This is a genomic window from Inquilinus sp. KBS0705 (assembly GCA_005938025.2).
Classification (GTDB): domain Bacteria; phylum Bacteroidota; class Bacteroidia; order Sphingobacteriales; family Sphingobacteriaceae; genus Mucilaginibacter.
This window is the reverse complement of sequence record VCCI02000003.1, coordinates 423,322-444,461: the sequence shown is the minus strand read 5'-3', so window position 1 is coordinate 444,461 and position 21,140 is coordinate 423,322. Positions and strand designations below refer to the sequence as shown.

At 43.6% G+C, this 21,140-nt stretch carries 14 protein-coding genes and 1 tRNA gene; 5 read left to right on the top strand and 10 right to left on the bottom strand.

Annotated features, from left to right (window positions below):
* Positions 1-28: 28 nt before the first annotated feature.
* The gene (locus FFF34_016255; GenBank protein ID TSD64104.1) at positions 29-1,345 is read right to left on the bottom strand and encodes an adenosylhomocysteinase; all 1,317 of its coding nucleotides are present in this window, start codon (positions 1,343-1,345) and stop codon (positions 29-31) included.
* A gap of 168 nt (positions 1,346-1,513) precedes the next feature.
* Positions 1,514-2,368 (bottom strand): M23 family metallopeptidase, encoded by an 855-nt coding sequence (locus FFF34_016250; protein TSD64103.1) that lies wholly within the window; start codon positions 2,366-2,368, stop codon positions 1,514-1,516.
* A gap of 206 nt (positions 2,369-2,574) precedes the next feature.
* On the opposite strand from FFF34_016250, the gene FFF34_016245 reads away from it, so the two are divergent.
* Positions 2,575-2,985, top strand: coding sequence for a BrxA/BrxB family bacilliredoxin (locus FFF34_016245; GenBank protein ID TSD64102.1), 411 nt, complete (start codon positions 2,575-2,577; stop codon positions 2,983-2,985).
* 76 nt (positions 2,986-3,061) lie between these two features.
* On the opposite strand, the gene FFF34_016240 is transcribed toward FFF34_016245, so the two are convergent.
* The 5 genes from FFF34_016240 to FFF34_016220 all read right to left on the bottom strand — a co-directional run bounded on the left by FFF34_016240 (position 3,062) and on the right by FFF34_016220 (position 12,424).
* Positions 3,062-4,594 carry a hypothetical protein gene (locus FFF34_016240; protein TSD64101.1) on the bottom strand — a complete coding sequence of 511 codons (1,533 nt, stop codon included), beginning with the start codon at positions 4,592-4,594 and terminating at the stop codon, positions 3,062-3,064.
* Positions 4,595-7,063, bottom strand: coding sequence for an FtsX-like permease family protein (locus FFF34_016235; GenBank protein ID TSD64100.1), 2,469 nt, complete (start codon positions 7,061-7,063; stop codon positions 4,595-4,597).
* Positions 7,064-7,090: 27 nt separating this feature from the next.
* Positions 7,091-9,487, bottom strand: coding sequence for an FtsX-like permease family protein (locus FFF34_016230; protein ID TSD64099.1), 2,397 nt, complete (start codon positions 9,485-9,487; stop codon positions 7,091-7,093).
* Positions 9,488-9,707: 220 nt separating this feature from the next.
* Complete coding sequence (locus FFF34_016225; protein ID TSD64098.1) at positions 9,708-11,081, bottom strand: DUF1080 domain-containing protein; 1,374 nt, start codon at positions 11,079-11,081, stop codon at positions 9,708-9,710.
* 14 nt (positions 11,082-11,095) lie between these two features.
* Positions 11,096-12,424 (bottom strand): Gfo/Idh/MocA family oxidoreductase, encoded by a 1,329-nt coding sequence (locus FFF34_016220; protein TSD64097.1) that lies wholly within the window; start codon positions 12,422-12,424, stop codon positions 11,096-11,098.
* 289 nt (positions 12,425-12,713) lie between these two features.
* On the opposite strand from FFF34_016220, the gene FFF34_016215 reads away from it, so the two are divergent.
* Together FFF34_016215 and FFF34_016210 are read left to right on the top strand one after the other, a co-directional pair.
* A complete protein-coding gene (locus tag FFF34_016215) occupies positions 12,714-15,209 on the top strand; it encodes a M1 family peptidase (protein TSD64096.1) in 2,496 nt (831 codons plus the stop codon).
* A 276-nt stretch (positions 15,210-15,485) separates the two neighbouring features.
* Entirely contained in the window at positions 15,486-15,854 is a 369-nt protein-coding gene (locus tag FFF34_016210; protein TSD64095.1) for a hypothetical protein, read from the top strand.
* 100 nt (positions 15,855-15,954) lie between these two features.
* Here FFF34_016210 and FFF34_016205 read toward each other — a convergent pair whose 3' ends face one another.
* Positions 15,955-16,746, bottom strand: a complete 792-nt coding sequence (locus tag FFF34_016205) for a TIGR00159 family protein (protein ID TSD64094.1) — start codon at positions 16,744-16,746, stop codon at positions 15,955-15,957.
* A 134-nt stretch (positions 16,747-16,880) separates the two neighbouring features.
* The gene (locus FFF34_016200) at positions 16,881-18,149 is read right to left on the bottom strand and encodes a hypothetical protein (protein TSD64093.1); all 1,269 of its coding nucleotides are present in this window, start codon (positions 18,147-18,149) and stop codon (positions 16,881-16,883) included.
* 153 nt (positions 18,150-18,302) lie between these two features.
* On the opposite strand from FFF34_016200, the gene FFF34_016195 reads away from it, so the two are divergent.
* On the top strand, positions 18,303-19,433 hold the full coding sequence (locus FFF34_016195) for a hypothetical protein (protein ID TSD64092.1): 1,131 nt from the start codon (positions 18,303-18,305) through the stop codon (positions 19,431-19,433).
* Between the two features lie 189 nt (positions 19,434-19,622).
* Here the strand turns inward: FFF34_016195 and FFF34_016190 are convergent, their stop codons facing one another.
* Positions 19,623-20,594 (bottom strand): polyprenyl synthetase family protein, encoded by a 972-nt coding sequence (locus FFF34_016190; protein TSD64091.1) that lies wholly within the window; start codon positions 20,592-20,594, stop codon positions 19,623-19,625.
* Positions 20,595-20,864: 270 nt separating this feature from the next.
* Between FFF34_016190 and FFF34_016185 the strand changes: the two genes are divergently transcribed.
* Positions 20,865-20,955 (top strand) — tRNA-Ser (locus FFF34_016185).
* Positions 20,956-21,140: the final 185 nt, after the last annotated feature.

Genomic DNA, 21,140 nt, shown 5'->3' with positions numbered 1-21,140 from the left:
TTAAGACTTTCGACTCAAGACTTTCGACTTAGTAACGGTAATACTCCGGTTTAAACGGACCATCTACAGTTACGCCAATGTACTCGGCCTGATCCTGATCTAAAACTTCCAGTTCGACACCAATTTTTTCTAAGTGTAAACGGGCAACTTTTTCGTCAAGGTGCTTAGGCAAGGTATATACTTTGTTTTCGTAAGCGCCGCCATTTGTCCAAAGTTCAATTTGAGCAAGGGTTTGGTTGGTGAACGAGTTACTCATTACAAAGCTTGGGTGACCTGTTGCGCAACCTAAGTTTACCAAACGGCCTTCAGCTAATATAATAAGGTCTTTACCTTCAATGGTATATTTATCAACCTGTGGTTTAATTTCAATTTTTGTATTGCCATAAGCGCTGTTTAACCAGGCCATGTCAATTTCGTTATCAAAGTGGCCTATGTTACAAACAATGGCCTTGTCTTTTAACACGCGGAAATGCTCTTCGCGAACAATGTTTTTGTTACCTGTTGCGGTAACAACAATGTCAGCCTCTTTAATAGCAGTGCCTAATTTTTTAACTTCAAAACCTTCCATAGCCGCCTGTAATGCGCAGATAGGGTCAATTTCGGTTACAATAACACGCACGCCAGAGTTACGTAACGAGTCGGCCGAACCTTTACCCACATCGCCATAACCGCAAACAACAGCTACCTTACCGGCCATCATTACATCGGTAGCGCGGCGTATAGCGTCAACTAACGATTCGCGGCAACCGTATTTGTTATCAAATTTCGATTTAGTAACCGAATCGTTTACGTTGATAGCAGGCATAGGTAATGTACCGGCTTTCATACGCTCGTATAAACGGTGTACACCTGTAGTGGTTTCTTCTGATAAACCTTTTATCTCGCCTATCAGTTCGGGATAACGGTCTAATACCATATTCGTTAAATCGCCGCCATCATCCAATATCATGTTTAATGGCTTGCGGTCTTCGCCAAAAAATAAGGTTTGCTCTATACACCAGTCAAACTCTGTTTCGTTCATACCTTTCCAGGCGTAAACAGATGTACCTGCAGCAGCAATAGCGGCAGCAGCGTGGTCTTGTGTTGAAAATATGTTACATGACGACCAGGTAACTTCGGCACCCAGTTCAATCAGTGTTTCAATTAAAACAGCGGTTTGTATGGTCATGTGCAGGCAACCCGCAATACGCGCGCCTTTTAAAATTTTTGATGGTCCGTACTCTTTACGCAGTGCCATAAGGCCCGGCATTTCGGCTTCGGCCAATTCTATTTCTTTACGACCCCACTCGGCAAGCGAAATATCTTTCACTTTGTACTTTGTGTATGCAGTTTCTACTGTCGACATATTGATTTAATTTTTTGTACAACAAAAATAGATAATATAAAATTTCAAAAGAAATAGCAAGGCCATTAGTTGCCATAAGGCAAGTGCACCCCGTTATCTATGAAATAGCCTTAAGCAAAAAAAGCGATAGTTTACACCATCGCTTTTAAATATCATTAAATCTTAACCCTACATATTTAAACTTAAATATTGTTTAGGGTTAACCGGGTGCCCGTTCTTACGTATCTCGTAATGCAGGTGCGGGCCAGTTGAGCGGCCGGTTGAGCCTATTTTGCCTATTACATCGCCTACGGTAACACGCTGCCCTTCTTTTACTGTTATTTTTGATAAATGGCCGTACCATGTCTCGATATTGTTTACATGTTTTATACGCACGCAGTTGCCATAGCCACCGCTGCGGCCGGCAAATATAACCCTGCCGCTAGCGGTACATTTAACCGGGTCGCCTTTGTGCCCCTTAAAATCAATACCGGGATGAAACTCGCCCCCGCCAAAATCAAAGGGGTTGCTACGATAACCAAAAAACGAGGTGAATGAACTTAAGCGAGGATAGCCCATAGGCATGTATGCTATGTTGTTTACCAGCTTATCTAAATAATTATTAAAGTCGCTGTAAATTTTAGTATCACTTTTAGGTTTGTCGCTATCTATGTTGACGCTTTTGAACGACAGGCCACGCAAGCCACGTTTGCTTAAATAATTGTTTATAGTTTTTAGCTTGTTTTGTATGCCTTGTATATAACCAACAGCCGCGCTGCGGTTGCCATCTTTTTGTGCGTTAAGCAAAAGTGCATCCTGCTCGCCTTTATCTATCTGGGTTTGTAAAGCCGCAACCTGCGAGTGCAGTCGGCTGTTTTCTTCACTTTGCTTTTGGGCCTGGCTATTTAACCTGATAATAACTGTCATTAAGCCCATAACAACAATCATTACCGTAGCAATAACATATTTAATGGTATTAAAATGCCGGGCTTTTAGGGTTACCACCCGGTGTGGAGCATCATTTTTTCGCGTAATTATGCCCATAACCTAAATGTTTGTTTTAAGTTTATCATTAGTTAATTAATTAGGAGTTAGCAATTAACGATTGCAATATAAAAAATAATTATCAAATCCATCCCCGCAGTCGCTATTATAACCCGAACGTCAATTAATAAGGTTTATTCTGATAAGGGCTATTTTTAATTAAAGGATTTGGTATTTTTGTGACCAATTAAGCAAGAGAAAAAATTATGTATCCCGAATATTTAGTAGCCCCGATGAGGGAAGACCTAACCAAAGTTGGTTTTGAAGAATTAAAAGATGCACAATCAGTTGAGCAGGCTATAAAAAGCGAAGGAACCGTATTTGTAATGGTGAATTCGGTTTGTGGTTGCGCAGCTGCTAATGCACGCCCTGCAGCTAAAATAGCTTCGCAGAACGAAAAACACCCCGATAAACTGGTTACCGTTTTTGCCGGTATGGAAAAAGAGGCTGTTGATGCGGCACGTAACTTAATGCTGCCTTATCCACCGTCGTCACCATCAATGGCTTTGTTTAAAGATGGTAAACTGGTGCACATTATTGAGCGCCACCAGATAGAGGGCCGCCCTGCACAAATGATTGCCGATAATCTTATAGGCGCGTTTGAACAATACTGCTAATTGAGGCTTAAAGCTGAAAGCAATAGAAAAGGCTTAAAGATTACTCTTTAAGCCTTTTCTATTTATAATTATTTACCTACCTGCTCCCATATTGCAATTCAACCGGTACAGGTTTGGCGTTCATGTCTTTCATGTTAGATGGCGTAATGTAAGCCCATTCCAACTTAAAATCTTTGTTTTTACGCAGATATTCGATGCGTATGGGATAAAAACCCTTTTTTAAGGGCACTAAAAAGCTATCGGTACGGCGTTTATAAGTGCCGTTCCAGGTCATAATCAATTTATTGCCAATGTAAAATCTGGTGTTTTTATCTGCATTCATAAAAAACATATGGTAACCATCTTCTGTAACTTTTAAAAGCCCATCAATAACCAATGCGTAGTTATTGGGCTTTGGCAGCTTGTCCGGGTCAAAATCTTTACCGGTTATACCTGTGTTGTTAGCTTTAAGCTTTTTAATGTCGGGCCAGGTTTCCCAATCGCCCTCATAGTAGGTATAATTCAACCCGCCTGGTTGCTTGCCTCCCGATTTAGCAAAAACACGAAGGCCGTCATCTACGGCAAAATGCCCCGTTGCAATTCGGTCGTAATGCGGGCGGTTGGTAAACGCTTTTAGTGTTAACGTAGCGGCTCCACTCAGTATGATTTCTTGTTTAATTTTAGCTGATGCAGAGGTTGGCTCAGTCCCGTCAGTAGTATAGCGCACTATTGTTGTGTCGCCAAAATACCTGAAGTGAAAAGGTTCATCTTTCGCCAAAATCCCATTTGCCGGGTAATATTCTATAGCATCGGTAAAACCGTTGTAGATGTATTTTAAACCATCATGCGTTGTTTTAAACCTTACCGAACTATGTGTTTCATTGGGGTACATTTTTACTTTCCATTGTAATCCGGCGGGGGCGTGTTGCTTTAGCACAGCCTCCAGGGTATCTACACGCATTTCTTTCCCGTCCTTACCTTCGCGACCGCCAACATAAAAACTGATATTAGAATTTGCCAGGGTCGGTAATTTAGCAGCGGCTATTTTTGGTATCAGCACATTATCCCACCACACACTCGGGTCTACCGCTATGTAGGAGCGGAATGTTTTAGGCTCGTTAAGCATGGCGTAAGTAACAAACAAGCCACCCAACGAATGCCCCCAAAGAGTATTTTCGCCATTAGAAGGATAATTCTTATTAATGTATGGTATCAATTCGCTTTTTAAAAACGACAAAAAGTTAGCGCCGCCGCCAGATGTTGGCCAGCTATCCAGGTGGGTTGGGGTAAGGTCTTTATTCCTATCAATACCTAACACACTTACAATGATAGTTGGCGGCATGTAAGCTTCACCCTCTACAAAGCGTTGTATCTGGCGTATCAATCCGGTATTCCAGTTGCCGCCGTCGAGCACGTAAAGCACATCATATTTATCTGTGCTCCCGGGTTTGTAACCTTCGGGGGTAAAAACCTGTATCAGCCTTGTTTGGTTTAGTACAGTTGATTTAAGAGAATCAAGCTTGCCATTGTATACTTGCGTAAGTACGGTATCTTGTGCATGGCCGATAAGAATGGTAGATGATAAAGCAACCATTAACACCAGTCGGCCTATTATATTTTTATATTTCATTTATTCGTTTCGTAAACTCTTAACCGGATTTATAACTGCTGCCTTTACTGCCTGAAAACTGATGGTTGCCAGCGCAATAAACATCACTGAAACCATGGGTAGGATAAAGAACCACACGCTAAAATCTATCCTAAACTGGTAATTTTGCAACCATTGATGGCTGCCCCAATAGGCTAATGGCAAGGCGATAATATTGGCGATTATGATCAATCCCACAAAGTCTTTAGCAATCAACGCCAGTATATTGCTGATGGAGGCCCCTAAAATTTTGCGGATGCCTATCTCTTTAATACGCTGGTTGATGGTGATGAGTGTTAAGCCAAATAACCCCAAACAAGCCACAAAGATGGCAAAGCCCGAGAACAGGCTGAAAACCTGCCCGAAATGCTGTTCGGTTTTATACTGCTGATCAAAAAATTCATCTAAAAAGAAGTAATCGAAAGCGGCATCAGTAAATACGCTTTTGTAAGTTTTTTGTACCTGCGCAATAGTGGCCGGCATATCGGCACTATTTACCTTTACCTCGTAATGGGTAATACTACTCGGGTCTATTTGTCGAAACACTATCGGCGTAAAAGCATCCTTTAAGGATGTTTGATGGAAATTCTTCACTACACCTACAATCTCGTTCTCGAACACGCGGCCGCGGCCATTTTTGGTTTTCACTATCTTGCCTATCGCATTTGCCGGGTTTTTAAATCCTAACGATGTTAAGGCTGCTTCGTTAATCACCATAGGCTGGCGACTGGCCCTCATATCAAATTTAAAGTTATCGCCGGCTATCAGCTTCACCTTAAACTGGCTAATAAATTTGGCACCTATCTCAAAGGTTGGCAGCCTTACGCCCTTCTCCTCTGCCCCTGCGGTTGGCGGGATGTATGACATGATATAATCAATAGTCTGCCCCGGTATGCTTGACGATGATGTTGCACTTTGCACCCTTGGGTTGCGCATCAGCTCTGTTTGAAAAACACTGTCTTTAAAGGCATAATTTCGGGCAGCGGCATCATCCTGGCGGAGGCTTTGCGGGGCCAATACTATCAGCGTTTGCTTCATATCCATGCCCTGGTTGCTGCTTTTCATAAAGTTTACCTGTCGGTAAACCACTAATGTGCCTATCATAAAAGCAATGGTAGCCGCAAACTGGAAAACCACTAATGATTTCCTTAACGTTATGCTGCTGCCCATGTTGGCAAACTTGCCTTTTAATATTTGTACCGGTTTATAGTTGGATAGGATGAGCGCCGGGTAAATAGCCGACAGCACAATGCCCGCCAAGATCACCACGGCAAAGCCCAGCACAAAAACCGGCTGCTGCCATAAGGTAAACTGTATCTGCACTCCGCATAATACGCTAAACCAGGGCATCGCCATAAATACAGCTATTACTGCTACTGCCACGCTAAACAAATTCAGCAGGGCTGATTCAAATAAAAACTGGATGATGAGCTGCAACCTTTGCGAACCCAATACCTTACGGATACCCACCTCTTTAGCCCGTTCTATCACTTTTGCGGTTGATAGGTTTACATAGTTGATATAAGCTATCATAAGTATCAACGCAGCTATTAGGCCTAGATACCAAACCATTTTACCATTGCCACCGGTGCTGATCTCTTGCGTTAGGTTAGAGTAAAGGTGGATGTCTTTCAAGGGCTGCAGACTTAACTGAATATTTGCTATATTGGTTTTACCTAAAGTAAAGCTGTTGTTTTTTCCATCGCCACCGAGGTGCTTTTTTATAAAAGCGGGCAGGCGGGCCTTGAAAGCTTGCTGATTAGTCTTAGGCGATAACGCTATGTAAGTATAAAAATCCGGATATGTCCAGTCGCCGGCCTTGGTATTGGCCGATATCAGGAAATCAAATTGCAGATGCGAATTGGTGGGTACATCCTTACATACGCCCGTAACTATGCCGGTAATATCCGTACCCGATACTTGCTGCTGAATTTTAAAGTTTTTACCAATCGCATCCTGATTTGGAAAATATTTATTGGCCGTTGATTGGCTTATTACAATAGAGTTTGGATTGTTTAAAGCAGTATTTGTACCCTCCGCCATTTTAAACGAGAAGAGACGTAAAAAAGATGGATCTACCAGGTACATCTTTCGCTCATTAAAAGCTGTTACAGCGCCGCCTCCTTGCTGTGTACTTACCTGTGCTTCTAACTTAGATACACGTGCTACTTCCTGCACTTCGGGGAAATCGGCCTTTAATGCCGGACCAACAGCCGAATAGGTTTTGGGCATGTTCTCCACCAAATTGCCATCGCTGTAATTTTGGTGTTTAATGCGGTAGATATTAGCACCGTTCTTTTGGAAATTATCAAAGCTTAGCTCGAAGCTGATATACTGTACGATGAGCAAACAGGCCACCATGCCTATAGCCAGGCCCATAATATTGATAAACGAAAACAGCTTCTGGTGCATTAGTATGCGCCAGGCTATCTTTAAATAATTTTTGATCATCTCAATTGTGATTTTGTAATGCGGAACTTACTCGCTTCTTAAACTTTTTACCGGGTTACTTAAGGCAGCTTTTATGCTTTGATAACTTACTGTGCAAACGGTTATAACTATGGCACCTACGCCGGTTAAGGCAAATACCCACCACGATAGTTCGGTATGATATTTATAGTCTTTTATCCAGTTATGCATAAAGTAATAAGCTGTTGGTACGGCAAGTAGCAAAGAAATACATACCAGACCTACAAAATCTTTCGACATCATTTGCCATAAGTCAAATACCGATGCACCTAACACTTTGCGTACGCCAATCTCCTTAGTGCGCTGCTCGGCCATAAAGGATGCCATGCCAAACAGGCCCATACAACTGATAAAGATGGCCAGCAACGTAAAAAAACCTGCCAGTTTGCCTACACGTTCTTCATTCGAGAATTTTTTGGCGTACTCTTCGTCTGTAAATTTATAGTCGAAAGGGCTGCCCGGGTCGTATTGTTTAAATACGTTTTCGATGGTTGCCAATGCATCGTGCGGGTTCTTTTTTGGGTTAAGGCGAATATCTACCATACCCGCGTTCTCTCTGGACATTACAAACAGCGTAGTTTTAACGGGTTCGTAAGGTGATGACATCACCATATCCTTTACAACACCTATCACCGTCATTTTATAATCATCGCTTTTTATGATCTCGCCGATAGGATGTTTAAGGTTCATAAATTTCACCGATGCCTCATTCAATATCACAGCCGTTGAATCTGATTTAATATCTCTCGAAAAATCGCGGCCCTGTAATAATTGCCATTGGGCGGTTTTACCAAACTCCGGTGTAATTGGTACGTAGGCAAAGTCATCTTGCAAATCGGGCGCTTTGCCTTTCCAATCGTATCCGCTGTTATTGGAGTAAACGTTTGTTAAGGGGCTACCCGATTCGGCCATTTCTATAATAGTGCCGCTTGCCAATAGATCGTTGCGCACGGCGGTAAAATTTTTGTGGATGTCGTCGGTTTTCATACTTAGCTGTATCATACCGGTACGCTCGTAACCCACTGGTCGGTTTTTGGTAAACTGCACCTGCTTGTAAACGATTATTGTACCTATGATAAGCACAGCCGATACAAAGAATTGTACTACCACCAGCACTTTACGTGGAAGAGACGCAAACCGCCCTGCCTTAAAGGTTCCTTTTAACACCTTTACCGGCTGGAAAGATGAAAGATAAAAAGCCGGATAGCTGCCGGCTATAACACCTGTTAATATACTAAACGCTACACCCATTATCCAGAATACAGGGTTGGCCCAAAGTACACCCATGGTTTTATCGGCCACCTGGTTAAACCATGGCAGTATCAGCAATACTAAAACAATACAAAGGAAAAACGCGAAAGCGACAACCAGTAACGATTCACTAAAGAATTGCGCTATCAGTTGCCCGCGTAGCGAGCCTACCGCCTTACGTATACCTACTTCTTTTGCACGCTTCTCGCTGCGGGCGGTGCTCAAATTCATAAAATTGATGCAAGCCAGCAGCAAAACAAAAATGCCTATAATACCAAATAGCCATACAAATTTAATGTCGCCGCCTATGTTTACGCCTTGTTTAAACTCGCTGTACAAATGCCATTTATCCATAGGATGCAAAAATACCAGTGGGTTAAACGACGCGCCAACTTTATCGCCCTGCGCGGCTATGTTTTTCTTTTTTAAATCTTTTATGCGGGCATCTACCTGGGCTATGCTAACATTGGGGTTAAGCTGACCAAATATTTGAAAGGAGTTGTTGCCCCACTGCGTTGCCGCACGTTTAAGCCAGGGTTGAGTGGTCATGTAAAGGTCCCAGGGCAGTATAAAATACACCTCGCGGAAACTGGTATTATGGGGCAGGTCTTCGTAAACACCGGTAACCTTCACCACCATCTGGTTATCAATTTTAATGGTTTTATCCATCGGGTCATCATTACCAAACATAGCTGTGGCCACCTTTTGCGATAGCAGGATAGATGATGGATCTTTAAGCCCACCGCGTGTACCTTTTATCATTTTTAAGGTAAGCATATCGGGGGTTTCGGGTTGCATAAAACTGCCCTGTTGAGTTATCTTTTTATCGCCTACCGCCAAAATATGGTCAAAATTCCAGCTGGACATCACCAGGTACTTAAAATCGCTTTTATAATCGTTGCGCAGCATAGTGCCCAAAGGGATAGGCATTGATATTTGTGAAGCTGTTTCACCGTTAAGGGTTTGGTGCTGCATTACACGCACTATTTTTTCGTGGTTGGTATGGTATTTATCGTACGAAAGTTCGTCCCATATCCATAAGCCAATCAGCATAGCTACCGCCATACCTACCGAAAGACCCGCAACATTTATAAACGTATGTGTTTTGTTTTTGACAAGGTTACGCCAGGCAACCTTTAGGTAATTTTTTATCATAACAGCTTAGTTTTTGTTTGGCAAACCTATAGCAAGCAAGCTTGCTATACAAGAGAAGTGTATAAGATGCATGCCAATTATAAAACTACTTGATTGACAATTAATTACACTGCCACAAAAAACAACAACCGTTCGTAATCGGACGGTTGTGTGTTCGGTTATAAGCCGATTTAGTATGACAAGATGTTAAGCTTACGACTTGGAAATCAAGCCTTTCAACTTAATGCAGCTCCTTTATTTTAATGTTTCTGTAGTTTACATCAAAGCCATGGTCTTGTAACAGCAGATGGCCTGTTTTAGCCTCACCAAAATCTTTCCATATTTTATATTTACTGATGGCTACCAAATCGCGGTATTCCTTTGAGCCGCGGTCGTATTCCAGTACTTTAATACCATTAAGGTAATGTTCTACATGGTTATTGGGATATACCACAATGCGGCCTATATTCCATGCGCCAATCGGGTGTACAAAACGGGCTTGCTTTTTGGCAGGGATAAGGTCATAAAGCGATGCCAGGGTACGGTCGCCATCGCGGCCCAGTTTGGCATCGGGGTGCACGGCATCATCCAAAACCTGGTACTCCAACCCAATGGCCGAACCTGTGGTTTTTTCAGATAATGTCACAAAATATTTAACGCCGCTATTAGCTCCTTTAACTATTTTAAACTCAAACGACAAATCAAAAGCACTATACTGGTCGGTAGTAATAATATCTCCTCCATTGGCTGCCTCGCCGCCCGCCGAGCCTAATACAGATAACATACCGTCCCTAACTTCCCAGCCTTTTGTGGGGAAGACCATGGTAGTGGCGCTGCGCCAGCCGGTGTTGGTGGTACCGTCGAACAACAGCTTCCAGCCTTCTTGTTTCTCATAGTTCGAAAGGCTGTTGGGCTTCAGATTCACTACGTAAATATCGTTGCCGAAGGGCACAGGCTTTATATTCTTAGTTTTTATTTGGATGTTCTTAAAAAATATGCGCTTTCCTGCCTGGTCATTGTCGCTAATGGCGTGTACCTGCAGGCCTATAAAGCCGGTGGCATCAAGGGTATCAACCACGTAGGCTGTGGGGACACCATTTATCCAGGTTTTTGTACTGCTGCCAATACACTCAATTTTTATGTGGTTAAATTCACCATTTTTCCAGGCGGTTTTTGCTTTGGCATTTAATTCTAATGGATATAGCCAGTCGCGACGGCCTTCATCATAAATACCACCACTCCATTGGCGGTCGCTGGGGTCAACCTCTACCTGTTTACCATATACCAGGCCCTTACCTTCGTGCCCGGCGGGATTAAAATGGCTGTGTATCTGTATCCCCGAATTGGTTTGATTACTTTCGGTTTTCACGTCGGCTTCTAATACAAAATCGCCATACTCATTTTCAGTAACTAAAAACGTATTCCCGCTGTTAAGTACAGCAGTGCCGGTAATTCCGCCATCTTCTACCTTGTACGTAGCCTTGCCGGCCAGTACTTTCCAACCCCTTAGGGTTTTGCCGTCGAACAGGCTGGTATAGCCAGGGTTTGTTTGTGCCGATACTTTTTGGATACCGGCAGCAAACAATGCAGCCAGTAATAATGTAGTAGGTTTCATATGATGAGTTGATGTTATACTTTTAAATTCCAGCCCGGTTGGTAGTCGCGGCTCCATAGCTTTTTAGCTTCGTTATCGTGCAGTATGTGGCCGTTAGCGGTGTCTAAATTTAACACTCGCCCAACACGCTGCGCTATGTTACCCAATTGGGGTATCAATGTACTTTTATGCCCCTCGGTAATTGGTTGGTTAATTTTTTCGGTGCCTTGTATGGCTTTTATAAAATTTTGCAGGTGCACCAGGTCCAGCAGTTCGGTAGGGCTAACTTTATTACCCGCATCAACCGATGTTTCATCCTTTACCTCTTTTACCAGTTTGTTGGCAGCATCGTACACCTGGTAGCCGTTGCCGCCGCCATAGTAAATAGTACCATTAATGCCATAAAACACTACACCACGGCCAACACCTTCGGAGTTATAGCCATTGCAGCTACGACCCTCCCATGATATCGCTGTGTTATTAGGGAAATTAACCAGGATGGTTTGCGTATCAGGTGTTTCCCAATCATCCTTAAATGCAAATCGGCCGCCGCTTGAGGTCACTTTCTCAGGAAAATCGACACCTAAACCCCAACGCATCACGTCAATTTCGTGTGTGCCGTTGTTCAGGGCCTCGCCGGTGCCCCAATTCCAGTGCCAGTGCCAGTTATAATGTATAAGGTTATCTTTATAGGGGCGGCGTGGCGCATATCCCTGCCACAGGTCGTAATTTAAATTTTGCGGCACAGGCGCCTCTTTACCAATACCAATTGATTTTCGGTTGTTTACATACCATCCCCGTGCAAAATAGGCCCTTCCTATAATACCATTATGCAGTTCCTGCACCATTTTTTGTACGTTATCAAAAGATCGGCGCTGGCTGCCCATTTGCACTAAGCGGTTATATTTAATTGATGCAGCAATCGCCATCTCGCCTTCGTTAGGGTTGTGGCTGCAGGGTTTTTCTACATATACATGCTTGCCCGCCTGGCAGGCCAAAATGGTTGCGGGCGCGTGCCAGTGGTCGGGCGCGGCAATTACTAAAGCATCCAGGTCTTTCTTTTCTAACAGCTGGCGTATATCTGTTATACCTATGGGTTTTTTACCGGTTATCTTTTCAATATCCGCAATACATCTGGCCATAGCAATGCTATCAACATCGCATATATAACCTATTTCTGCGTCGGGTATGGCAGCCAGTTTTTGGGCTAAAAAAGCACCGCGACTGTTAACACCCATTACACCCAGCACCACCTTTTTATTAGGCGAGCCTGTATAAATGCCCGAAGCAAGTGAACTGTTACTAAATAAAAAGGTACTGCCTGCCGTTACAGCCATGTTTTGAATAAATCGTCTGCGTTGCATAATAACCGGGTTTGGTTTGGTAAATGGTTTAGCGCAATAATTGGTATGGCTAATTTAGGGGTTTATATATAATGTTGTGTAACAATTGTATTGAATTAGTTGCTCCCTAAATTTATCAAATTCCCTGTAACAAAGGATTACACCTAATCGTCTCAAAGGGAAATAATATAGTTTCCCTAACGCAGGAAATGTGGGCTTCATTTTTATATTATTGACATACATAGCTTATTATAAAAAACTATAATTTAGCTTATATTATGCATGCATACAATTTCAAACTAAAAACCATATGAAAACTCTTTACGCTGCCGTATTAGTCGGTAGCCTTAGCGCCTGTGCTTTAGGCACCGCCAATGCACAAACTGCCGCGCCAAAACCCGAAGATCCGGCATTAAAGATCTACCGCGAAACCCCAACCAAAATTAACGATCTGATACATACCAAACTGGATGTGCGGTTCGATTACAAAAAAAGCTATATGTATGGCAAGGAATGGGTTACTTTAAAACCTCACTTTTACCCTACCGATAGCTTAAGGCTGGATGCTAAAGGCATGGACCTTAAAACCATCGCGGTTGTAAAAAACGGCAAAAACATCCCGCTTAAATTTACTTACCAGGATAGCCTTAGCGTATTAATTAAACTGGATAAGGTTTACCAAAACAGCGAAAACTACACCATTTATATTGATTATACAGCTAAACCAAACGAGTTAAAAGCATCGGGCAGCGCGGCTATTACCGATGCCAAGGGTTTATACTTCATCAACCCGCTAGGCACCGAAAAGGACAAACCTACACAGATATGGACCCAAGGCGAAAGCGAAAGCTCATCGTGCTGGTTCCCTACTATTGATAAACCGAACCAAAAAACTACCGACGAGATAGTAATGACAGTTCCGGCTAAATATGTAACCTTATCAAACGGCCGCTTAGCATCGCAAAAAATAAATGGCGATGGCACCCGTACAGATACCTGGAAACAGGAGTTGCCGCACTCGCCTTACTTGTTTATGATGGCCGTGGGCGATTTTAAAATAACAAAAGACACCTGGAAAGGCAAAGAGGTTAGCTATTATTTAGAGCCTAAATATGCACCTTACGCTAAAGATATATTTGGTTTTACACCCGAGGTGATCGATTTTTACTCGAAAACATTAGGCGTTGATTACCCATGGTACAAATATTCGCAAATTGTGGTACGCGATTACGTAAGCGGCGCAATGGAAAATACCAGCGCCACCCTACATGGCGAATATGTACAGGGCACCCGCCGCGAATTGCTTGACCGCTATTACGATGCCGGCCGCAGCACCATTGTGCATGAGCTTTTCCATCAGTGGTTTGGCGATTATGTAACCGCCGAAAGCTGGAGCAACCTTACTGTGAATGAATCATTTGCTGATTTTAGCGAAACCCTTTGGGCCGAGCACAAATACGGCAAAGATGCCGGCGACGACCACATTAACGGCGACAGGCTAAGCTATTTAAACGGTGGTGATACCAAAAGTAAAAATCTGGTGCGTTTCCACTATAAAAGCGAGATGGATATGTTTGACCAGGTTACCTACCAAAAAGGTGGCAGCATTTTATATATGCTACGCAACTACTTAGGTAATGCGGCGTTTTACAAAGGCCTAAACATTTACCTTAAAACCAATGCCTTTAAAAACGGCGAAGCGCACCAATTACGCTTAGCAATGGAGGAAGCCAGCGGCCGCGACCTGAACTGGTTTTTTAACCAATGGTATTTTGGCGCAGGCCACCCTGCGCTTAACATCAGCTATAAATATAACGATACCACCAAATTACAAACCGTTTACCTGCAACAAACACAGGACGGTAATGCCTTTATTTTACCTATGGCGGTTGATATTTATGCCGGTGGTAAGGTACAGCGCCACCAAATTTGGATGCGCGACAAAACCGATACTTTAAACTTTAGCGTAGCCACTAAACCTAACCTGGTGAATGTAGACGGCGATAAAGCCTTACTGGCACGCAAAACCGACAGCAAAACGCTTGACGAACTGGTGTTTCAGTACTTTAACGCCCCGTTATATTTAGACCGCAACGAAGCCATTACCGCAGCAGGCAAAAAACAAAGCGATAAAGGCGCCCAAAAGGTACTGATAGCTGCCCTGCACGATAAGTACTACCCACTGCAAATAAAAGCTATTAACCTGCTGGATATGAGCAATGATGATGTACGCAATGCGGCACAGCCTATACTGGCATCATTAGCGCAAACCGACCCTAACAACCTGGTTAAGGCAGCCGCCATTTCCACCTTAGGTAAATTGAAGGCATCAGGCTTTACTACGTTGTTTAAACAGTCTTTAAACAGCGAATCGTATGCGTTGCAGGGTGCTGCCCTCACCGCCCTGGGCGACCTTAACCCGGGCGATGCTATGAACCTTGCTAAGGGTTTTGAAAAAGACAATAAAGGCGCTTTAAGCCAGGCTATACTAAACATTTACGCAGCAAACGGTACTGATGACCAGTACGAGTTTGTTTACAACGCCTATAGCGAAAGCCAGCCCCAAACCCAATACGGCTTAATGGCCAAGTTTGCCGCATTCACCGGCCGTATAAAAAGCAGCGAATGGGCTCAAAAGGGCATTAAATCAATAACTGAGTTTGGTGTTAAGTACAAAAAGTACGGCGTATCGCCACAGGCTGTGGCATCGTTAAACAGTATCAAAGCTGCACGTAGTGCCATGGGCGACACCGCTTCGGTGGCGGCTATTGATAAAGCTTTAGCCGATATTGCCAAAGCCGAATAAGCTATTTTTTAGTAACCAAAGAAGCCGCCTGTTAATTAGCAGGCGGCTTCTTTGGTTTATATATCTGTTGTTCCTTCCGCTGTGGGGTTTTGCAAATTATTGTTGATGCCTGTGTGGCATTTTCGTTTTTTTTGTTGGTTGCCGTATTACTAATTTAAAAAAATATTCGATATAAACAATAGTTGGGCAGCGAAATGTTAAAAAATCCATTTTAACATTTACCAAAAATATCCATTAAAAGAAAAGTATTATCTTAGCACTACAACACCAATCGTCATGAAAAAGGCTTTATTATTGATCGTACTTTTTGCCGCGTCGGGTAAGTTGATGGCTCAAAAAAAACAACCCGCCCCGCTTAACAATAATTTAAATAATACCTTGCTTTTGCAGCCGTTTAAAGCCGACAGCAGCTGGCTTACCTCGCCCATGTTAAAGGGGAATAACAACCTGCAAAATTTAGCCGCTTTAGGCAAGCTAACCGACTACAGTACCAACAAATTGTTGGTAGCCAACAATACCGACCATATGCCGGTTGCTGTATTACCGGGCCAATCTAAAATGCCCATAGCGAAGTTAAGTGGTTCATCAAGGATACCTGTGGTGATGGTAGAGCGTACGCCGCCGTTGGTTACTGCTAAGCCCTAACAAACTTGTTGGGGTTCTCTCTTAGGATAGGCTTTGAGGCGCGGATTAATGGCATGTGAGATGCCGATCCGCCAGCCGGCGGACGGCATGACGGCCTTTTCTAAAAATCCTTATTCAGCAGCTTTTCCAGCTCAGCGAAGCTGATATCCATTTTAATGCGGCCCTGCTTGGCGTATGATATTTCGCCGGTTTCTTCGGATACGATGATGGCTGTGGCATCGTTTGATTCGGTTACCCCTATGCCGGCCCTGTGGCGTAAGCCAAACTGCGCGGGCAGATCCGCCTTTTCGGTTACGGGTAGTATGCAACTGGCCGATTTGATCTTGTTCTCTGATATCACCACCGCGCCATCGTGCAAGGGGCTGTTTTTCTGAAAAATGGTTTCCAGCATCCGTTTAGATATCTTGGCTTCAAGTACCTCGCAGCTATTTTGGTAAAACTGCTCATCGTAGTATTTGGCAAATACTATGAGTGCACCCGTGCGGGTTTGTTTCATGGTTTTGCAGGCATCAATAATAGGTTTAATGCGGGCGTAGTTGTTCTTTTCGGCTTCGGCCTTGCCAAAAAAGTATTTCCACCAGGCCTTGTTGCGCTGCAGCGAAGCATTTTTACCCACCAGCAGCAAAAAGCGCCTTACCTCCTGCTGAAAAACAATGATGATGGCAATGATACCCACATCAACAAACTTGGCCAGTATGCCCGTAAGCAGCTGCATGTGCAGGGCCTTCACCACTAAATACAACAAGTAAATGGTAATAAGCCCAATAAATATATTGGCCGCTATGGTGCCGCGTATAAGGTTATATAACTGGTAAATAATAAAAGCTACCAGCAATACATCCAACACATCAAATACGCCAAACTTTAGTAAGCTGAGATCAAAGGCTTGCATGTTACGAAGTTAACAAGTTTATGTAACATAGTTGCTGATGGGTTTATTTTACTTATGCGTTGGGCTGACTCACCCCGACATCACTTCGTTCGTCGACCCTCTCTACGCAAGCGTAAAGAGGGTGGGGAAGAAATTTAAAACTTATCATCCAGCAACACCCCTTTACTGTTTTCCAATTTCACATCTTTTATCTCCCCTGCCCCTTCAAAACTAATGGATAGGCCAATAATATCGCCGATGGTTTGGGTAATGGGCGCGGTAAATATGGGTTTGCCGTTAAGGTTTACGGTAAGTTTCATATCCTTTACGCTGCAGGCAAATTGCTGGGGCTTGCTAAAATCGCAGCCAAAGGCGCTCAGGTCCTTATTTTTTCCGTTCACCCATTCAGATGAGGTGTACATATACAGGTCGGATATACAGCCCTTATCGGCCAGCGGGATAATGATGGCATTACTTTTACCCAGTATGCAAACCCTCACCTTGCGGCACGATGATTCCTGTGCGGTCGATGTATTTTGCAGGGTGGTGGTCAGTATAAAATCGCCACCGTTTAAGCCCTTAAATTCGCGCACATTATTAAAGCTTATCTCAAAGTTATTAAACACGGTAGTGCCTGCTTTGGCAGCCAAGGTTTTTGCTGATATACCCATACCACCGGGCAGGTGTATATCGGCATTGCTTAGGTAAGTAGGTGCCGGGTCCTTTTCAATAATACCCATCCAGCCATTGGTTTTAATAAACACGGGGCTCTCCTTAATAGTATGGCCATTTACCAGCAGTTTGGCGCCAAAGTAGCCGGGGTAATAATAAATAGAAGTATGCTCCTTTAGATTGGCCGACAGGCGTTCGTTGCGCCTGGTATCCCAGGATTGTTGCAGGGTAACGCTATCAACCCCCAAAGCCGATACATCGTAATTAAACACTACCGAATTAGGCAGGCCTTCTGTTACCTTACGGCTGCTAAACTTAACGGGGACACTAAGGTTTATGGCCTTAACAGGTTTGGGTTTAAAGCTCCAGGCGATGATAACGCCTAAAATAACAGCCGTTATAGCCGCCGCTAAAACAACAGGGAAATAGCTTTTCTTTTTTTGCGTAGATGTTTTTACCGGTGCAATAACAGGCCTTTCGGCATCTATATGCTGCTTAAAACCGCGCCAGTCGGCAAAACCAATAAAGCGGGCAAGCACATTTAGGGTGGCGGCATTGGGCGAGCTATCGTACTTTACCCTGCCCCATAGCCTTTTTAGTGTGGTGATGCTAAGCAGGCTGCCGGTTTTGTCAAATATTCGTTCTCCAAGTTTTTCAAAATCAAGGTCGCTCCATTCGGTGCTGTCGCCCCAGGCCAGTGCCTGTTCGGCCAGCAGGCGCGCCTTTATTACGTAAAATTCTTCTTTCCCCATTGCTTAAAGCCTTTGAACGTATTTGAATGTACTTGAATATGGGTTTACCGCTGTATCGCCTCAACTTTATCAAAAACAAAAATAAAGATGAAAAATAAACCTTATCCCCACAAACTTAAACAGTTAACAATGTTACTGTTTTGCCTGCTTACCATGCAACCCCTTTTTGCGCAAACCAAAAAAACAGCCAAAGCAAAAGAATTGCATATTGCTATGCAGGCCGCTGCTTTTGATACCACTAAACAAAAGGTAGAATACGTAAACTACAAGGGCGTTAACGCCATGAAGATATTGCCCGGCAATCAACTGGTAACATTAAAGGGTGTTGATTTTACCAACGGCACCATTGAGTTTGATGCCGAGCCGCTACCCTTTAAAGGTGGGGCATTTTTAAGCGTTTACTTTAGGCAGCAAAACCCCAACCAAAGCGAATTGGTGTACCTGCGCTGCAAGCCCGACGAAACCGAACAGCGTAACGATGCCATACAATACGCGCCCATACTACATGGGGTAAACCTTTGGGATATGATGAACCACTACCAGGCACCCGCGGCTATTAACAATACCGGCTGGAACCACTTTAAACTGGTTATATCGGGCATGCAAATGCTGGTGTATTTAAATGATATGGCCAAACCTACGCTGCAAATACCCCGCCTGGAGGGCGATACGCAAAACGGCAGCATTGCTTTTGACGGGCAGGCCTACTTTGCCAATTTGGTGATAAAGCCGAATGAAACAGAATGGCTATCGCCACAGGCAGGTGCCGACCTTACCGACCACGACGTTAACTACATACGCCGCTGGGATGTTACTACCCCACGCCAGTTAGAGGCCGGCCAGGAGTTTTTGAAAGACGACATGCCGAATGATACCAGCAAATTTGAGCCCATATTAGCCGAGCGACGCGGACTGATAAACCTGACGCGCAAGTTTGGCGGGGTTGAGAACCGGGGCGGCGGCGTGCAAAATAAAAACCGCTTTGTATGGTTAAAAACCAATATACATTCAAAAACCGACCAGGTGATAAAAATGCAACTGGGCTTTAGCGATTTTGTGCATGTATATATAAACGGCGGCTTGCTTTACATGGATAAAAACGACTACCCGCAACCCATACGTAAATACCCCGATGGCAGGCTGGATATAGCCAACACCACATTTGAAGTGCCGCTTAAGGCCGGCAATAACCTGTTGATGGTGCGGGTAACTAATTATTTTTATGGCTGGGGTATGGTAGCCCGTGTTATGAATATGAATGGGATAACCATACAGCAGAAGTAGACACTATATCCACCATGTCATCCCGAACGAGCGATAGCGAGGAGGGATCTTGTTCGAATGACAGGTGGTGAATTTGCATAATGAACAAGATTTCTCCTCCTCCGTCGTTCGAAATGACAGCCTTTTTTAAATGCCATCCCGAACGAGCGATAGCGACTTTTAAAAATTTGTCAAAGTTAATATTTGGCTCTATTTATTACGCTCGGTGGTAAAGCGCACCAGTTGCTCCAGGCCTGTGCGGGCTTCGCCGGGGGGGAAAGTATTTAAAATATCAAAGGCTGCGGCGGTGTAGGTTTTCATTTGCGTTTCGGCATATTGCAACCCGCCCTTTTCCTTAACAAACCTGATGATCTCGTTTATCTTCTTCGAGTCGTCGTTATGGTTTTTTACCAGGTTAATGATGTGCTTTTTCTCGCTGCTATCGGCATTATTTAAGGCATATATAAGCGGCAGGGTCACCTTTTTTTCTTTGATATCAATGCCTAGCGGTTTACCCACATCATCGGTACCAAAATCAAACATATCATCCTTTATCTGGAAAGCGATGCCTATCTTCTCGCCAAACAGGCGCATTTTTTCGATAGTGGCATCATCGGCACCGGCCGATGCCGCACCACATGCACAGCAGGATGCGATAAGCGAAGCTGTTTTTTGGCGTATCACTTCGTAATATACCGTTTCGCCAATATCCATTCGTCTTACCTTTTCAATCTGCAGCAACTCGCCCTCGCTCATTTGCTTTACCGCTTCTGATACTATTTTAAGCAGCTTAAAATCGCCGTTATCAATAGACAGCAGCAAGCCTTTTGATAGCAGGTAATCGCCCACCAGCACGGCTATCTTGTTTTTCCATAAAGCGTTTATCGAGAAAAAGCCCCGGCGCTGGTACGAGTTATCAACCACATCATCGTGCACCAGTGTAGCAGTATGCAAAAGCTCTACCAGGGCCGCTCCGCGGTGGGTACTTTCGTTAATTCCGCCGCATATACTGGCCGAAAAAAACACAAACATGGGCCTTATTTGCTTGCCTTTACGCTTAACAATGTAATGGGTAATACGATCAAGCAGGGGTACAGAGCTTTTCATCGAAGAGCGGAATTTCTCTTCAAAAACGTCTATTTCTGCAGCTATGGGTTTTTTGATCTCGTTGATGTTCAGCATCGAAACAAAACAAGCTTTTTTATAATGCCCTTATTGGCAAATCCGCAGCAAACATAACTAAAATATACATCTGCATAATCACCAAATAATTTAAAACCGTTTAAACCTTTGCGGTAAATAACCATCTATTATAATAGTTAGTTAAATACAGCATATAAGTTTAGTTTTTGTGAGTTAGAGTTTTCGTTTAGCAGCCCCCTAATATTAGGGGGCTGCTTTTTTATTGCCCATAAGCGTTATATTTTTACCTTTGCGCTCCTTATAACCTCCGGAGAGGTGTCTGAGTGGTCGAAAGAGCACGCCTGGAAAGTGTGTATACGCCAAAAGTGTATCGAGGGTTCGAATCCCTCCCTCTCCGCCAAGTTCAATATGAAAAACAGATAGAAGCCTGCAAATCAAATGATTGCAGGCTTTTGTTTTTAGGCTAAATGACTATAATATTCACCAAATCGCTATAAAGAAGTGCGTAATTCGGTGAGTAATTTCAGAGATTCTCTTACTCACCAATATCTACTTATCTATTTGATATTCAACCTGTTCAAGTGT

Coding starts and splice junctions, on each gene's coding strand:
- FFF34_016255 (TSD64104.1), bottom strand. CDS start 1,345: ATGTCGACAGTAGAAACTGCATACACAAAGTACAAAGTGAAAGATATT.
- FFF34_016250 (TSD64103.1), bottom strand. CDS start 2,368: ATGGGCATAATTACGCGAAAAAATGATGCTCCACACCGGGTGGTAACC.
- FFF34_016245 (TSD64102.1), top strand. CDS start 2,575: ATGTATCCCGAATATTTAGTAGCCCCGATGAGGGAAGACCTAACCAAA.
- FFF34_016240 (TSD64101.1), bottom strand. CDS start 4,594: ATGAAATATAAAAATATAATAGGCCGACTGGTGTTAATGGTTGCTTTA.
- FFF34_016235 (TSD64100.1), bottom strand. CDS start 7,063: ATGATCAAAAATTATTTAAAGATAGCCTGGCGCATACTAATGCACCAG.
- FFF34_016230 (TSD64099.1), bottom strand. CDS start 9,487: ATGATAAAAAATTACCTAAAGGTTGCCTGGCGTAACCTTGTCAAAAAC.
- FFF34_016225 (TSD64098.1), bottom strand. CDS start 11,081: ATGAAACCTACTACATTATTACTGGCTGCATTGTTTGCTGCCGGTATC.
- FFF34_016220 (TSD64097.1), bottom strand. CDS start 12,424: ATGCAACGCAGACGATTTATTCAAAACATGGCTGTAACGGCAGGCAGT.
- FFF34_016215 (TSD64096.1), top strand. CDS start 12,714: ATGAAAACTCTTTACGCTGCCGTATTAGTCGGTAGCCTTAGCGCCTGT.
- FFF34_016210 (TSD64095.1), top strand. CDS start 15,486: ATGAAAAAGGCTTTATTATTGATCGTACTTTTTGCCGCGTCGGGTAAG.
- FFF34_016205 (TSD64094.1), bottom strand. CDS start 16,746: ATGCAAGCCTTTGATCTCAGCTTACTAAAGTTTGGCGTATTTGATGTG.
- FFF34_016200 (TSD64093.1), bottom strand. CDS start 18,149: ATGGGGAAAGAAGAATTTTACGTAATAAAGGCGCGCCTGCTGGCCGAA.
- FFF34_016195 (TSD64092.1), top strand. CDS start 18,303: ATGCAACCCCTTTTTGCGCAAACCAAAAAAACAGCCAAAGCAAAAGAA.
- FFF34_016190 (TSD64091.1), bottom strand. CDS start 20,594: ATGCTGAACATCAACGAGATCAAAAAACCCATAGCTGCAGAAATAGAC.